Source organism: Derxia lacustris (assembly GCF_002105195.1).
In the GTDB taxonomy this organism is placed as follows: domain Bacteria; phylum Pseudomonadota; class Gammaproteobacteria; order Burkholderiales; family Burkholderiaceae_E; genus Derxia; species Derxia lacustris.
In genome coordinates this window covers 274,828-288,199 of record NZ_MUHU01000010.1, presented here as the reverse complement: position 1 = coordinate 288,199, position 13,372 = coordinate 274,828, and the positions used below count along the sequence as shown (strand labels likewise).

Here is a 13,372-nt window from a genome sequence, read left to right as displayed (position 1 = left end):
GTTCAAAAAGCACTGCAATGGCTCAATACGTCTACACGATGCACCGCGTGGGCAAGGTGGTTCCGCCCAAGCGCCACATTCTCAAGGACATCTCGCTCAGCTTCTTTCCGGGCGCCAAGATCGGCGTGCTGGGGCTGAACGGCTCGGGCAAGTCGAGCCTGCTCAGGATCATGGCCGGCATCGATACCGAGATCGAGGGCGAAGCCGTCCCGATGCCCAATCTCAACATCGGCTATCTGCCGCAGGAGCCGCAGCTCGATCCCGCCAAGACCGTGCGCGAGGAAGTCGAAGCCGCGCTCGGCGCCGTGAAGGAAGCCCAGGCCAGGCTCGAGGAGATCTACGCCGCCTATGCCGAGCCGGATGCCGACTTCGACAAGCTGGCCGAGGAGCAGGCCAGGTACGAAGCCATCATCGCCGCCGCCGGCGACGACACCGGCCATGCGCTGGAGATCGCCGCCGACGCGCTGCGCCTGCCGCCCTGGGATGCGGTCATCGGCAATCTGTCGGGCGGCGAAAAGCGCCGCGTGGCGCTGTGCAAGCTGCTGCTCAGCAAGCCCGACATGCTGCTGCTCGACGAACCGACCAATCACCTGGATGCCGAATCGGTCGAATGGCTGGAGCAATTCCTCCAGCGTTTTCCGGGCACCGTGGTCGGCGTGACCCATGACCGCTATTTCCTCGACAACGCGGCCGAATGGATTCTGGAACTCGATCGCGGCCACGGCATTCCGTGGAAGGGCAATTACTCCAGCTGGCTGGAGCAGAAGGAAGCCCGGCTGCAAACCGAAGGCAAGCAGGAAGCCGCCCGAATCAAGGCGATGAAGCAGGAATTGGATTGGGTGCGCCAGAACCCGAAGGGCCGGCAGGCCAAGAGCAAGGCGCGACTGGCGCGATTCGAGGAGTTGTCGAGTCACGATTACCAGAAGCGCAATGAAACCCAGGAAATCTTCATTCCGGTCGGCGAGCGGCTCGGCAATGAAGTCATCGAATTCGATGGCGTGAGCAAGAGCTTCGGCGACCGGGTGCTGATCGACAACCTGAGCTTCAAGGTGCCGGCCGGCGCCATCGTCGGGATCATCGGGCCGAACGGCGCCGGCAAGTCGACCTTGTTCCGCATGATTACCGGCCAGGAAACGCCCGATTCGGGCGCGGTGAAGATCGGCCAGACGGTCAAGCTCGCCTATGTCGATCAGTCGCGCGATGCGCTCGCGGCTGGCAAGACGGTGTTCGAGGAAATCGCCGACGGCGCCGACACGCTGACCATCGGCCGCTGGGAAATTCCGTCGCGCGCCTATATCGGCCGCTTCAATTTCAAGGGTGGCGATCAGCAGAAGATCGTCGGCAATCTGTCGGGCGGCGAGCGCGGCCGGCTGCATCTGGCCAAGACGCTGAGCGCCGGCGGCAATGTGCTGCTGCTCGACGAACCCTCAAACGACCTTGACGTGGAAACGCTGCGTGCGCTCGAAGATGCGCTGCTCGAGTTTCCGGGCAGCGTGATGGTCATCAGCCACGACCGCTGGTTTCTCGACCGGATCGCGACCCACATCCTGGCGGCGGAAGGCGAGTCGCAATGGGTGTTCTTCGACGGCAACTATCAGGAATACGAAGCCGACAAGAAAAAGCGCCTCGGCGAGGAGGGTGCCAAGCCGAAGCGCATTCGCTACAAGGCGCTCAAGTAGGCGCCACGGACGGGTCCGGCCGACTGGCCGGGCCCGCCGGGTTCACTGGGGCGAGACCGGGTTGGTGTACAGGAAGCCGCGCAGGATCAGCCAGGGCGTGTTGCTGCCGCCGCCGCCGTCGCCGCAGCCGGTAGCCGAGGTGTAGACGCTGTTGTTGTAGCTGTAGGACACGAACTTGCCCGGCGCCTTGCACGACAACCCGTTGTTGAAGTTGTACAGCGTCGACTTGCCGGCATCGGCCATCACGTAGATGAGGTTGCTGCCGCTCGCGTTGCTGCAATACAGCACGATGCTGCAAGTGCGGCCGGCGGCAATGTCGCCGCCCCAGACGATCAGGTCGGTGATGCGCGCCGACTTGCCGGTGGGCACGGTGTAGAGCGTGGTCGGCGCCGCCAGGGTGTTGACCCAGTTCTGGCCCTGGAAGGTGCCGACGATGTTGCCGGGCTGGGCGATGGTGGCCACCTGGGCAAAGGCACTGCCGGTGGCCAGCGCGGCGCACAGGCCGGTGGCTTTGATGAGCGATCTGACCATGCGGGTCTCTCCTGTCTGATTGGCTGAATGAATCCATCCACGCCGCGCCGGAACGACCACCTCGGGCTTGTGCGGACGGCGCGAGCATGCCGCCGGACGCCGGGTTGGTGATCGCTTGTCCCCAAGCCGTCCTGCCGACGGCAGCAAGGGCAGGACTTGCGGAGAACTCGATGAAGAAGAAGCAACACGGGCTGGGTCTTGCCCTGCTGGCGCTTGCGCTGGGCGGCTGTGGCGAACGGCCGGCGCAAGAGGCCGCCGCCGCGGCGCACCCGGCCGGCGGCGCGCGCAAGCATCTGGAACTGCGCATCGACGGCGACCGCGCCACGCTTTCCGCCGGCGGACTGGCGCGCGCCGCGGCGGCCCAGGCACTGGCCGCCGGCCTGGGCGCCAGCGTGATCGGCGCCGAGCCGCATGCCGAGCCGATCGACCTTGCCTTCAGCGACCAGCCGGCCGAGGCGGCGCTCAATCTGGTCGCCGGGCCCTGGCCGCATGCGGTGCAGCGGCGCGCCGATGGCCGCTGGGAGCTGCGCTTCATCGCCGACATGGCCGGCGTGGGCGCGGCGGTGGCCGGCGTGAGCGCCGGTCCGGCGCCGGTCGAGCGCGCCTTGCCGCCACCGCCGCCGGGCCAGCCCGGCATGACCGAGGAGCTGTTCGTGACCGATCCGGTCACCGGCCGGCAGACCACCGAGGTCTACAGCCATCCGCCCTCGACCGAGCGCAATCCGCCCGGGCAATTGCCGGCCAATGCACTGCCCGGCGGCGCCACCAGCAGCGGCGAGGATTACTTTGCCGCGCCGCCGCGGCGCTGAATGCCGCAGCGCGGCAATTGTGGGAATTGGCGTCGCGCTCGCGACATTTCCTACAAAGCGCGCATAAGAAACAATGCAATTGCAGACTTCATGCCCAACAAGGCCTAATGACTGCAATAGAAAACTGATATTGACGTGAATCAAGCTGCGGCGCTTCAATGAGCCGTCGGCAATCAGGCAATGCGCTGCCACGCAATTGCGCCGACCCTTTCAAGCCGGTTCAGCCTTTTCGCGAATTCAAGCTCAGGAGCGCGCAATGTTTCTCGACCACAATGTTCTCGGCCCCAAGAGTTTCACCAATGTGCTGAGCGACGCCGGTGTCGCGGTCAGCGATGCCAACATCGCCGCCTGGTGCCTCGGCATTCCGGGCCGCGATGAAGCCAAGCGTTTCTCGTACGTGTCGCCCAAGAGCGGCAATACCATTTACGCGCTCGAATACGCGACCTGCGTTCCGGCCAAGCCCGCAATTCACGAAGTCTGGCAATTCGACCACGACTTTTCGGAGAAGGAAGCGCTCGAAGCGCTGGGTGCCCGCAGCTATTTCAATCGCAAGATGGGCTGACGCCATCTGCGAAAACGGCCGGCGCAGTGAATGACGCCGGCCGCAACCGAGTGCTTGTATGACGATGTTTCAGGCCGCCTTCGGGCGGCCTTTTTTTCGTCGTGACGCCCGGCTCAGAAGCCGAAGATCAGATCTCCGGTGGCCAGTCCGGCGGTGCCGGTGAACAGCGCGATCTGGCTCAGTTCGGCGGCGCTCACCACGGCGTCGCTGCCGGCCGAGGTGAACAGGTAGAGCGAGCTGCTGCTGCCGTTGTCGACCGCGAACACCCGGCTGTCGCCGGCGGCGAAGGCGCTGTCGGCGCTGCCGATCAGTGCGGCGGCATTGGCCGTGGTGACCGTGCCCGAGATGTTGGCCGTGAACACCACGAACTCGGCCGCGGCCGAGAAATGCGCGCCGGCGCCGGCAAAGCTGGTCACGGTCTGGGCCGCATCGACGATGGCATCGCCATTGCCGACCGCGATGACCGACTGGTCGAGCTGGATCGTGTCGTAGCCGTTGCCGGCGGCCGGATTGCTGCGGCTCCAGAAGTCGGTGACGCTGTCCTTGTCGCTGCCGAGCGGGCTGGAGAACACGAACAGGTCGCTGCCCTTGCCGCCGGTCATCAGATCGCTGCCGGCGCCGCCGTCGAGAGTGTTGGCACCGTCGTTGCCGATCAGGGTGTTGTCGCCGCCGTTGCCGTTGCCGTCGATGGCCAGCGTGCCGGTGAGGGTCAGGTTCTCGAGCTGGGCGCCGAGGGTCCAGCCGATGGATGCCAGCACGGTGTCGATGCCGCCGCCGGCCAGCTCGACGATGCTGTCGTCGAGGCTGTCCATCACATAGCTGTCGTTGCCCTGGCCGCCGGCGAGCTGGTTGATGCCGGTGTTGCCGGTCAGCACATTGGCCAGCGCATTGCCGGTGCCGTTGATGGAGGCGCTGCCGGTGAGCGTGAGGTTCTCCAGCTCGTTGCCGAGGGTCCAGCTGATCGAGGCCAGCACGATGTCGATGCCGCCGCCGGCCAGCTCGGTGATGACATCGGCATCGCCGATCACATAGCTGTCGTTGTCGTTGCCGCCGATCAGCGTGTCGATGCCGCCGCCGCCGGCCAGGGTGTCGGCACCGGTACCGCCCGCCAGCACGTTGGCGGCCGAATTGCCGCTGAGCTGGTTGGCCAGCTCGTTGCCGGTGCCGTTGATGGCGCTGGCGCCGGTGAGCACCAGGTTTTCAACGTTGGCGGCCAGCGTCCAGCCGAGCGAGGCCTTCACCAGATCGGTGCCGGCATTGAAGGCCTCGACGGTGAGGTCGCCGGCACTTTCCACCACATAGGTGTCGTTGCCGAAGCCGCCGCTCATGGTGTCGCTGCCGGCGCCGCCGTTGAGCACATTGCCGGCACCGTTGCCCAGCAGCACGTTGGCGCCGGCGTTGCCGCTGCCGTCGATGGCATTGCTGCCGGTCAGCGTGAGGTTTTCGAACTCGTCGTCGAGCCGCCAGCTGATCGACGCCAGGATGGTGTCGCTGCCGCCGCCGGCCAGCTCGACCAGCTCGTCCTCGGTCGAATCGACCACATAGCTGTCGCTGCCGCTGCCGCCGATCAGCGTGTCGGCATCGAGGCCGCCGTCGAGCGTGTCGTTGCCGTCGCCGCCGGTCAGCACATTGCCGGCGCTGTTGCCGACGATGAGATTGGCCAGCGCATTGCCGCTGCCGTTGATGGCGATGGCGCCGGTCAGCGTGAGGTTCTCGATCTCGCTGCGCAGCGTCCAGCTGATGGACGAGAGCGTGGTGTCGATGCCGCCGCCGGCGGTCTCGCTGGTGCTGTCGCCGAGGTCGTCGACCACATAGCTGTCGTTGCCGCTGCCGCCGGTCATCGCATCGGCGCCTTCGCCGCCGTCGAGCGTGTCGTTGCCGTCGGCGCCGATCAGCAGGTTGGCGGCCGAATTGCCGACGATGAGATTGGCCAGCCCGTTGCCGATGGCGTCGATGGCGGCATTGCCGGTGAGCACCAGATTCTCCAGCTCGTTGCCGAGGGTCCAGCTCAGCGAGGCACGCACCGTGTCGCTGCCGCCGTTGAACAGCTCGGTCACCACGTCGTCGAGGCTGTCGACCACATAGGCGTCGTTGCCGGCGCCGCCGACCAGCGTGTCGCTGCCGCCACCGCCGTTGAGCACATTGGCGCTGGCATTGCCGGTGAGCAGGTTGGCGAGCGCATTGCCGAAGCCGTCGATCGCACTGCCGCCGGTCAGGCTGAGCCGCTCCAGGTTGGCGCCGAGCGTCCAGGTGACCGAGGTCAGCACCGTGTCGAGGCCGGCGTCGGCGCCCTCGGTGATCTGGTCGCGCACGTTGTCCACCACATAGCTGTCGTCGCCGCTGCCGCCCACCAGGCTGTCGGCGCCGGCGCCGCCGTCGAGCGTGTCGTTGCCGGCGCCACCCTTCAGCAGATTGACCGCGGCATTGCCGGTGATGAGGTTGTCGAGCGCATTGCCGGTGCCGTTGATGGCCGAGCTGCCGGTGAGCAGCAGGTTTTCCAGGTTGGCGCCGAGCGTCCAGCTCAGCGACGACTGCACGCTGTCGGTGCCGCTCAGCGCCAGCTCGACCACCCGGTCGGCGCTGCTGTCGACCAGGTACAAGTCGTTGCCGCTGCCGCCGGTCAGCGTGTCGGCGCCGCCGCCGCCGTCGAGCGTGTCGTTGCCTTCGGCGCCGATCAGCGCATTGGCGGCGGTATTGCCGGCGATGAAATTGGCCAGCGCATTGCCGGTGCCGTTGATGCGCGCGCTGCCCGACAGCACCAGGTTTTCCAGCTCGGCGCCGAGGGTCCAGCTCACGGTCGAATCGACGCTGTCGCTGCCGCCGTTGGCCAGCTCGGTGATGGTGTCGTCGACGCTGTCGACCACATAGGTGTCGTTGCCGGCGCCACCCGCCAGCGTGTCGTGGCCGGCGCCGCCGTCCAGCACATTGGCGCTGGCATTGCCGACGATCAGGTTGTCGAGCGCATTGCCGCTGGCATTGATGGCATTGCCGCCGGTCAGCGTCAGCTGCTCGACCTCGCTGCCCAGCACCCAGGACACGCTGGCCTCGACCCGGTCCATGCCGCCGTCGGCCAGCTCGGTCACCCGGTCGTAGAGGTTGTCGACGATGTACACGTCGTCGCCGCTGCCGCCGTCGAGCGCATCGCCCTCGGCGCCGCCGTCGAGCGTGTCGTCGCCGGCGCCGCCCGAGATCGCGTTGATGGCCGAATTGCCGGTGATGAGGTTGTCCAGCTCATTGCCGGCGCCGTTGATCGCCGAGGTGCCGGTGAGCGTCAGGTTCTCGACCTGCGCCGCCAGCGTGCCGAGCGAGCGCGAGGTCTTGATGAGATCGGTGCCGCCGAGCGCGCCCTCGATCACCTGGTCGCCCAGGTTGTCGACCAGATAGACGTCGTTGCCGCCGCCGCCGGTCATCACGTCGGCGCCCTCGCCGCCGTCGAGCGTGTCGTTGCCGTCGCCGCCGCTCAGCGCATTGGCCGCCACATTGCCGGTCAGCGCATTGGCCAGGGCATTGCCGGTGCCGTCGATGGCGGCATTGCCGATCAGCGTGAGGTTCTCCACCTCGTTGCCGAGGGTCCAGCTGACGGTCGAGCGCACCGTGTCGGCGGTTCCGCCGCCGGCCAGCTCGGTGACCGTGTCGCCGGCATTGTCGACCCGGTAGACATCGTTGCCGCCGCCGCCGGCCATGCTGTCGGCACCGGCGCCGCCGTTGAGCACATTGGCGCCGCCGTTGCCGAGCAGCGTGTTGGCGAGCGCATTGCCGGTGCCGTTGATGGCGCCGCCGCCGAGCAGCGTGAGGTTTTCCTGGCCGATGCCGAGGCGCCAGCTCACCGACGATTGCACCGTGTCGACGCCGGCATCGGCCGCCTCGATCACGCTGTCGTCGGCGCTGTCGACCAGATACAGATCGTCGCCGGCGCCGCCGGCCAGCGTGTCGCCGTCCAGGCCGCCGTCGAGCGTGTCGTTGCCGTCGCCGCCGCTCAGCGCATTGGCGCCGGCATTGCCGGTGAGGCGGTTGGCCAGCTCATTGCCGCTGCCGTCGATGGCGGCGGTGCCGGTGAGCGTCAGGTTCTCCACCTCCGAGCCGGGCGCCAGCGCCCAGGACAGCGCGGTCTGGATCGTGTCGTTGCCACCGAAGGTCAGCTCCACCACCCGGTCGCCGGCGTTGTCCACCACGTAAAGATCGTTGCCGCCGCCGCCCACCAGCGAGTCGGCGCCTTCGCCGCCATCGAGACTGTCGTTGCCTTCGCCGCCGCGCAGCGTGTCGGCGCCGGCATTGCCGAGCATCAGATTGGCCAGCTCGTTGCCGGTGCCCGACAGGCCGGTGCTGCCCAGGATGACCAGGTTCTCCAGATTGGCGCCGAGCGTGTAGCCGATGCTGGTGCGCACCGTGTCGGTCCCGGCGTTCGCCGCCTCGGTCACCACGTCGCCGGCGTTGTCGACCACATAGACGTCGTTGCCGGCGCCGCCCGCCAGCGTGTCGGCGCCGGCACCGCCGTCGAGCAGATTGGAGCTGCCGTTGCCGGTGATGACATTGGCCAGGGCATTGCCGGTGCCGACGATGGCATTGCCGATCAGCAGCAGGTTCTCGATGTTGTCGGCGAGCGTCCAGTTGACCGCCGCCTGCACGCTGTCGGTGCCGCCGCCGGCCAGCTCGACCGTCTGGTCGCCGGCGGTGTCGACCAGATAGGTGTCATCGCCGCCGCCGCCGATGAGCTTGTCGGCACCGGCGCCGCCGATCAGCACATTGGCCGCGTCATTGCCGGTGATCTGGTTGGACAGCGCATTGCCGGTGCCGTTGATGGCGGCATTGCCGGTGAGCACCAGGTTTTCCAGGTTGACGCCGAGCGTCCAGCCGATCGACGAGCGCACGGTGTCGGTGCCGCCGTCGGCCAGCTCGATGGTGAGATCGCCCGGGTTGTCGACCACGTAGATGTCGTTGCCGCTGCCGCCGGTGAGCGCATCGGCGCCCGCGCCGCCGTCGAGGCTGTCGTCGCCGGCACCGCCGGTGAGCGTGTCGTTGCCGGGGCTGCCGCTCAGCAGCGCGAATTTCACCGGCGTCTTGGCCGTCGGCGGCAGCGCGCCGAAAAGGACATCGGCAAGCGCGTCGGCCGGCGTGGCCGAATTGGCCGATTCACCCTTGTTGTTGAATTGCATGAATCTATTCCCGATGAAAATCGATGCGATGGATGGGCGGCAATGAAATGCGGACCAAATTGGCCTATTGGCCAGGCCGGCCGCAAGGTTTCAGCAACGAAATATAAATAAGCGAATTGAAGGCATCGCGATGGCAATGCCGTTTTTGCGACAGGAATGGCGAAATACGCCAATCCATATCAAGCGCGAATTGCAGCGAGGGGAATTGCGGTGGCGCGATCGCCGGCCGATGCCGGTGCGCCGGGCGCGGCTGCCGACAGCCCGGGGCGGGCGACGGCAGCCTGCGCACTGGCAGGCGCGCCCGTTGCAGGCGCGCCCGAAACTGCCTCAGGCCGGCAGGAAGCCGTCGACCGACAGATAGCGCTCGCCGGTGTCGTAGTTGAAGCCGAGCACCTTGCTGCCGGCCGGCAGCTCGGCCAGCTTCTGCGCGATCGCGGCCAGCGTGGCGCCGCTCGAAATGCCGACCAGCAGACCTTCCTCGCGGGCCGAGCGGCGCGCGTATTCCTTGGCGTCCTCGGCTTGCACCTGGATCACGCCGTCGAGCAGATCGGTGTGCAGGTTCTTGGGGATGAAGCCGGCGCCGATGCCCTGGATGGGGTGGGGCGCCGGGCTGCCGCCGGAGATCACCGGCGACGCGGCCGGCTCGACCGCAAACACCTTGAGGCCGGGCCACTTGGCCTTGAGCACCTGGGCGCAGCCGGTGATGTGGCCGCCGGTGCCGACGCCGGTGATGAGCACATCCAGGCCCTCGGGGAAGTCGGCGAGGATTTCCTCGGCCGTGGTCTTGACATGCACATCGATGTTGGCCGGGTTCTCGAACTGCTGCGGCACCCAGGCGCCGGGCGTCTGCTCGGCCAGCTCGGCGGCGCGCGCGATGGCGCCCTTCATGCCCTTTTCCTTCGGCGTCAGGTCGAAGCTGGCGCCGTAGGCCAGCATCAGCCGGCGGCGTTCGATCGACATGCTTTCCGGCATCACCAGGATGAGCTTGTAGCCCTTGACCGCCGCGACCAGCGCCAGACCCACGCCGGTATTGCCCGAGGTGGGCTCAATGATGGTGGCGCCCGGCTTGAGTTCGCCGCTGGCCTCGGCCGCTTCGATCATCGCCAGCGCGATGCGGTCCTTGATCGAGCCGCCGGGATTGCCGCGCTCGGACTTGACCCAGACCTGGGCATCGCCAAACAGGCGGTTGATGCGGATGTGCGGCGTGCGGCCGATGGTTTCGAGGACGTTTTGCGCTTTCATCTCTTCTTCACTCCGTGTTGGGTTGGGCGTTCAGGCGAGGCAGTGTCCGGCAAATGCCCACGCCGTGGACAGGGCGGATGCATATCGTCAGGTAATAACCAAAGACCTCGATCCGCCGGTATTCCACCATGCGAATGACGCATTTGGCCGCCAACTGACCGAACACGGCAGGCTTGAGCCGCCTGTTCCGCCGAACGCGGCGCGGACGCTCCGCTAGCCTCGCTGGGCAAGCGAGCATTCGCCCGCGTAAGCAGATCCAGGGAGCTGGCAGTAATGAAGTGGTTGACGCAGTGGAAAGTGGGGCCGCGGCTGGTGGCCGCATTCGTGATCGGTGCCTGCGGCGGCGCGGGTATCGGTCTGAGCGGGCTCTACGACATGCACCGCATTGCCGGCAACGGCGAGCGGCTGCACGACCGCGAACTGGCCGGGCTGGCGGCGGCCCAGGGCATCGCCATGCTCGATCTGCGCGCCGATTCGGCGCTCGGGCATGCGGTGGCGCGCAGCGGCGCGGCCGCGGCCGACACCGCCGCCATCGACCGCCATCTGGTCGAGGCGCGTCATGCGCTCGACGAGGCGCGCAACCGGGTCGGCCAGCTGGCGCCGCTGTTCGACGCCGGCGAGCGCGACCAGCTCGACCGGTTGGTGGCGCTGCAAGCCCGCGCCGATGCCGCCGTGACCGCCATCGAGGCCGAGCTGCGCGCCGGCGACCGGCGCGCCGCCAGCCATCTGGCCAACGACATTGCGCCGTTGGTGGCCGAGGCGGCCGAGCTGTCGGCCAGCCTGGTGCAGACCAAGCTGCGCGCCGCCGATGCCATCAAGGCCGCGAGCGATGCCCAGCTCTCCACCGCGCTGCAACGGCTGGCGCTGCTGATCCTGCTGGGCCTCGGCGGCGGCGTCGCGGCCGGCGTGGTGATCGCGCGCAGCGTGACCGGCCCGCTCGACCGCGCGCTCGCCGCCAGCGACGCGATGGCCGCCGGCGACCTCACGCGCCCCTTCGTGCCCGAAGGCCGCGATGAAGTCGCCGCCCTGGTCGGCTCGCTGGAAACCATGCGGCGCAAGACCGCCGAGGTGTGCGGCGTGGTGTCGAGCGGCGCCGATGCGGTGGCCACCTCGTCGGCCCAGGTGTCGGCCGGCACGCTGGAGCTGTCGTCGCGCACCGAATCGCAGGCCTCCACGCTGGAGGAAACCTCGGCGTCCATCGACGTGTTCAGCAGCACCGTCAAGCAGACCGCCGACAACGCCAGCCAGGCCAATCAGCTGGCCATGAGCGCCAGCGGCATTGCGGCCCAGGGCGGCGAGATGATGGAAAAGGTCGTCGCCACCATGGGCGACATCGCGGCCAGCTCGCAGCAGATTGCCAAGATCGTCGGCGTGATCGACGACATCGCGTTCCAGACCAATCTGCTCGCGCTCAATGCCGCCGTCGAGGCGGCGCGCGCCGGCGAGCAGGGCAAGGGCTTTGCCGTGGTGGCCAGCGAGGTGCGCATGCTGGCCCAGCGCAGCGCCACCGCCGCGCGCGAAATCAAGCAGCTCATCGCCAGCTCGGCCGAGCGGGTGGAAGAGGGCAGCGCGCTGGTCGACCGCGCCGGCCAGACCATGACCGACATCGTCACGTCGATCCAGCGCGTGGCCGACATCGTCAACGAGATTTCGGCCGCGAGCCGCGACCAGGCCGGCAACATCGGCCAGATCAACTCGGCCGTGGCCCAGATGGACACCCACACCCAGCAGAACGCCGCGCTGGTGGAACAGACCTCGGCCGCGACCCAGTCGATGCAGGAACAGGCGGCGCATCTGCTGGCGACGGCCGGGTTTTTCAGGGTGTGAAGCGGCTGGCGGCGCGGGCTGGCGCAAACCATGCTCGCCCGCAGCTGCCGCGAATTGCGCGGTGAACTTGCCGCCGGCGCGCTCACGAGGCAGCGCCGGCCCACTCTCGCGAGGGCAGACCATGTCCGTTCCCCAAACCGCCGTGCCGGTGTTCCAGCGCCATACCGCGCTCGACGATGCCCAGGCCATCTTCACCGGCGTGCTGTTCGTGTCGCTCGGGCTGCTGCTGTTCCGGCAGGCCGGGCTGCTGTCGGGCGGCACCGCCGGCATCGCCTTCCTGCTGCACTACGCCACCGGGCGCGATCCGGGCGGGCTGTTCTTCGTCATCAACCTGCCGTTCTGGTGGCTGGCGTGGCGGCTGATGGGGCGCGAGTTCACGCTCAAGACCTTTGCCGCCGTGGCGCTGCTGTCGGGCGCGATGGCGGTGTCGCCGCAGTTCGTGCGCTTCGAGGAGTTGCATCCGGCCTATTCGGCGCTCGCTGGCGGGCTGCTGCTGGGCGCGGGCTGCCTGTTTCTGGCGCGGCATCGGGCGAGCCTGGGCGGGGTGACGGTGACCTCGCTGTACGCGCAGGAGGCACTGGGGCTGAGCGCCGGGCGGGTTCAGCTCGCGATCGACGCGGTCATCATGCTGGCGGCGGTTTTCGTGATCGAGCCGGAGCGGGTGGCGTACTCGCTGCTGGGGTCGGTGGCGATGAATGTGTTCATCGCGATCAATCACAAGCCGGGGCGGTATCGGGCGGCGTGATGCCGCCCGCTCTGTGCCGGTCGAGCTGCTTCAGGCGCTGTAACCGCGGCTTTCCGTCGCGGTCGCGCCTGCGCCGGCCAGCTCGGTCAGGAAGGCGTCGTGCGTCATCGGGCGCGAGAACATCGGGTAGTTCTTGGTCGTGGCCATCGTCTGTTCCTCCTCGCTGAGCGTGGCGGTGCAGTCGGTCAGCGTGACCACGTCGTAGCCCTTTTCATACGCGGTGCGCATCGTCGATTCGACGCAGCAGTTGGTGAGGAAGCCGCCAAGCGCGACCGAGCGCACGCCCAGGCTGCGCAGGATGAAATCGAGATTGGTGCTGGCAAAGCCGCACAGGCCGCGCTTGCCCTCGATGACGATGTCGCCGGCCTGCGGGGTGAGCACGTCGACGATCTCGGCGCCCCAGCTGCCCTTGCGGAACGAGCGGCTGTCGACCACGCCCTTGAGGATGCCGTAGGGCTGGGCGGTGAGTTCGCGGTAGTCGTCGGTGAAGGTGATGGGCACCAGCACGATCCTGGCGCCGAGTTCGCGCGCCTTCTTTACCGTGGCGACCGTGTTGGCGAGCATGTTCGTGCTCTCCATGACGCCCTTGACGGCGTCGTGCAGCGTGCCGCCGGGGCTGGTGAAGTCGTTCTGGTATTCGATGAGGACGAGGGCGGTTTGCTTCGGGTCCATGCGTGTGTCTCCTGGTGGGGGACTGTGATGCTAGCCGGGCTTTGTTGCGTGCGTGGTCTGACCTTTTGATCGGCTGTTTGGCTGGCAGCGGCGGGCGGTGGGGCGGGGGCGATCCGGGGCAAGCGGGCCTGCCCTTGCGCTGCGCGCAAGGG

Annotated in this window: 9 protein-coding genes; 5 read left to right on the top strand and 4 right to left on the bottom strand. The window is 67.8% G+C overall.

The window, feature by feature from the left end; translation table 11 throughout:
* The first annotated feature begins 17 nt into the window (after positions 1-17).
* The gene (gene ettA, locus B9P64_RS11315; RefSeq protein WP_085316331.1) at positions 18-1,679 is read left to right on the top strand and encodes an energy-dependent translational throttle protein EttA; all 1,662 of its coding nucleotides are present in this window, start codon (positions 18-20) and stop codon (positions 1,677-1,679) included.
* 42 nt (positions 1,680-1,721) lie between these two features.
* Here the strand turns inward: ettA and B9P64_RS11310 are convergent, their stop codons facing one another.
* A complete protein-coding gene (locus tag B9P64_RS11310) occupies positions 1,722-2,210 on the bottom strand; it encodes a hypothetical protein (RefSeq protein ID WP_085316330.1) in 489 nt (162 codons plus the stop codon).
* A 170-nt stretch (positions 2,211-2,380) separates the two neighbouring features.
* Between B9P64_RS11310 and B9P64_RS25685 the strand changes: the two genes are divergently transcribed.
* Complete coding sequence (locus B9P64_RS25685) at positions 2,381-3,019, top strand: hypothetical protein (RefSeq protein ID WP_085316329.1); 639 nt, start codon at positions 2,381-2,383, stop codon at positions 3,017-3,019.
* Between the two features lie 256 nt (positions 3,020-3,275).
* On the top strand, positions 3,276-3,581 hold the full coding sequence (locus B9P64_RS11300) for a hypothetical protein (protein ID WP_085316328.1): 306 nt from the start codon (positions 3,276-3,278) through the stop codon (positions 3,579-3,581).
* Positions 3,582-3,694: 113 nt separating this feature from the next.
* Here the strand turns inward: B9P64_RS11300 and B9P64_RS11295 are convergent, their stop codons facing one another.
* Together B9P64_RS11295 and cysK are read right to left on the bottom strand one after the other, a co-directional pair.
* On the bottom strand, positions 3,695-8,734 hold the full coding sequence (locus tag B9P64_RS11295) for a beta strand repeat-containing protein (RefSeq protein WP_085316327.1): 5,040 nt from the start codon (positions 8,732-8,734) through the stop codon (positions 3,695-3,697).
* Between the two features lie 327 nt (positions 8,735-9,061).
* Positions 9,062-9,976 carry a cysteine synthase A gene (gene cysK / locus B9P64_RS11290; RefSeq protein ID WP_085316326.1) on the bottom strand — a complete coding sequence of 305 codons (915 nt, stop codon included), beginning with the start codon at positions 9,974-9,976 and terminating at the stop codon, positions 9,062-9,064.
* 273 nt (positions 9,977-10,249) lie between these two features.
* On the opposite strand from cysK, the gene B9P64_RS11285 reads away from it, so the two are divergent.
* Both B9P64_RS11285 and B9P64_RS11280 read left to right on the top strand, forming a co-directional pair.
* The gene (locus tag B9P64_RS11285; RefSeq protein ID WP_085316325.1) at positions 10,250-11,803 is read left to right on the top strand and encodes a methyl-accepting chemotaxis protein; all 1,554 of its coding nucleotides are present in this window, start codon (positions 10,250-10,252) and stop codon (positions 11,801-11,803) included.
* Between the two features lie 121 nt (positions 11,804-11,924).
* Positions 11,925-12,548 (top strand): YitT family protein, encoded by a 624-nt coding sequence (locus tag B9P64_RS11280; RefSeq protein WP_085316324.1) that lies wholly within the window; start codon positions 11,925-11,927, stop codon positions 12,546-12,548.
* Between the two features lie 30 nt (positions 12,549-12,578).
* Here the strand turns inward: B9P64_RS11280 and B9P64_RS11275 are convergent, their stop codons facing one another.
* Positions 12,579-13,220 (bottom strand): cysteine hydrolase family protein, encoded by a 642-nt coding sequence (locus B9P64_RS11275; protein WP_085316323.1) that lies wholly within the window; start codon positions 13,218-13,220, stop codon positions 12,579-12,581.
* Positions 13,221-13,372: the final 152 nt, after the last annotated feature.